The organism is Trichloromonas sp., from assembly GCF_041583255.1.
In the GTDB taxonomy this organism is placed as follows: Bacteria; Desulfobacterota; Desulfuromonadia; order Desulfuromonadales; family Trichloromonadaceae; genus Trichloromonas.
This window is the reverse complement of the sequence record NZ_JBFHGD010000312.1, coordinates 1-2,132: the sequence shown is the minus strand read 5'-3', so window position 1 is coordinate 2,132 and position 2,132 is coordinate 1. Positions and strand designations below refer to the sequence as shown.

Annotated in this window: 3 protein-coding genes; all 3 read right to left on the bottom strand. The window is 62.8% G+C overall.

What is annotated here, in order from left to right:
* Positions 1–1,026: RtcB family protein (locus ABYV89_RS16135; protein ID WP_432823959.1), on the bottom strand; the 1,026-nt coding region annotated here is incomplete at its 3' end.
* Between the two features lie 109 nt (positions 1,027–1,135).
* Positions 1,136–1,552: an archease gene (locus ABYV89_RS16130; RefSeq protein ID WP_432823958.1), complete on the bottom strand. Its 417-nt coding sequence runs from the start codon at positions 1,550–1,552 to the stop codon at positions 1,136–1,138.
* A 48-nt stretch (positions 1,553–1,600) separates the two neighbouring features.
* Entirely contained in the window at positions 1,601–2,119 is a 519-nt protein-coding gene (locus ABYV89_RS16125; RefSeq protein ID WP_432823957.1) for a BCAM0308 family protein, read from the bottom strand.
* Between the last annotated feature and the right edge of the window lie 13 nt (positions 2,120–2,132).

The window sequence follows — 2,132 nt, the reverse complement described above, 5'->3', positions numbered from 1 at the left end:
CTGTTTGCCTTCGAACTGGTGGGTTTCCATCTTGGCGATGTTGTGGCAGACGTCGTAGATGACCGACAGGCGCAGATCAGCGGGGCTTAGGCCGAGCACCTGCTCGAAGGATTCGCGCACCCAGGCGGTGATGATCTGCCGGTTGGCGAAGGCGAAGTTGGCGGCGCAGGCCATGGCGGCCAGGTATTGGCGACCTTCCGGGCTGGTCAGCGGGGCGCAGCAGAGCTGGCGGTCGGGAAGGACGATGCCGTACTTGCGGCTGGCCTGCAGCATCATTTTCAGAGAGTCGTCGCAGACCTGGTAGCCGAGACCGCGACTGCCGGTATGGATGCTCACCGTCGTCTGGCCGGCGAACAGGCCGAGGACCTCGGCCACAGCCGGGTCGTAAATCTGCTCGACCTCCTGCACTTCGAGAAAATGGTTGCCGGAGCCCAAGGTGCCGAGCTGGGACCGGCCGCGCTCCAGCGCCCGGTCGGATACCCCCTCGGGGTCGGCGCCGGGCAGGGTTCCGCGCGCCTCGATGTGATGCAGGTCCTCGGCGCTGCCGAAGCCTTTGGCGACGGCCCAGGCCGCCCCCTGTTCGAGCACCTTGCGCTCTTCATTGAGCGAGATTTTCAGGTCGCGCCGCTCCGAGCCGACCCCGGCCGGCACGTTGCGAAAGAGGGTGTCGGCCAGTTTCGCCAGCACCGGTTTGATTGCGGCGGCGGGCAGGGCGCTGCGCAGCAGGCGCACCCCGCAGTTGATGTCGTAGCCGACCCCGCCGGGAGAGACCACCCCTTCGTCAGCGTCGAAGGCGGCCACGCCGCCGATGGGAAAACCGTAGCCCCAGTGGATGTCAGGCATGGCCATCGACGGGCCGACGATGCCGGGCAGGGTGGCGACGTTGCGCACCTGGTCCAGCGCCTGCTCCTTCTGCAGGGCGGCGATCATGCTTTTGTCGGCGAAGACCAGCCCCTCGGTGCGCATGTCCCCTTCGCGGGGGATGCGCCAGCGGCAGTCGTCGATTTGCTGGATTTTGACGGTCATGATAACTGATACCGATATTGATCAAAAAAAGATAAAAAAGCGTCTCTCGCCCGTTCGCTACGCTCACTCGAGCGACTGAAAGGAGCGGGCGAGAGGCCGGGTTCAGGTTTTATAAATCGACATACAACCGGGCCCACCAGCCGGCCGCGTCCCTGGCCACGCTGAGCTGATGGTAGGTAATGGCTTTGACCTCCCGCTCCACGGGATGGCGGAGCGGGTCGAAGGTTTCGCCTTGTACCCGTGCGCGCAGCGTTTCGCTGCTAATTTCATCAACGACGAAATCAGCGGGCGCCAGCCCGTGCACCTCGAACAGGTAGAGGATTTCGCTGAGCCAGCCGACCAGCAGTTCGCCGTTGTCGGAGCCGTGAATTTCAACCGGGACTTCCCGGGCGGCTTTGATCGGCGTATCGGCAAAGATCATCGAGCGCAAACCGCGGGCCGTCTCAATGAAAACGTCCTCAAGTGAAGCTCCGGTCGCTTCGATCCCCATGTCCGCCGTATGTTCCAGCAGGCGAAACCCGCCCATGTCATCTGTCCTCTCGGGGCCTCAGGCGGATTCGCCCGGTTGCCGAAATCAGTTCAGGCGCTCCCAGGTAACCCGGCAGACGTCATGGTCTTCGCTCCAGGAGACTTTGAGCTCACCCTGGTGGGCCTTGTGCAGGGCCCGACCAAGGTGTTCGGCCAGTTTTTCCTCGGTGGTTTCGATGACCAGCTCGTCCGCCTCGCGCGACATGCTGATGATCCGCTCCAGGGGGTTCTTGGCCATCGCCTTGGCTTCCTCGTTTTTGAGGATGTTGTATATCTCTTCTTCGTGCTCCCACAGGTAGGCGCCGCGCAGGGTGACAATCCCCTCGGCATAGCCTTGGGCGATTTTCTGGCAGGCCGGGCAGGTTACCCAATGTCCTTCGCCGCTCGCTTCAAGCTTGTCGAAGGTTTTCGGGTCGAGGCTCCAGCGCTTGTTCTGGTAGAGCGCCCGGCAGGTGATGCACAGGGCGGGCTCTTTCATTCCCGCCCCGGAGATGTAGGGATCATCGCTGGTCATGGTCCGTCCCCGTTTGTCGCTGATACCGAATTTTCTCGTGTCTTTAGTCATTTGTAGGCCCCCT

Excerpts from the sequence above, each read along its gene's own strand:
- ABYV89_RS16130 (WP_432823958.1), bottom strand. The coding sequence starts at position 1,552 with ATGGGCGGGTTTCGCCTGCTGGAACATACGGCGGACATGGGGATCGAA.
- ABYV89_RS16125 (WP_432823957.1), bottom strand. The coding sequence starts at position 2,119 with ATGACTAAAGACACGAGAAAATTCGGTATCAGCGACAAACGGGGACGG.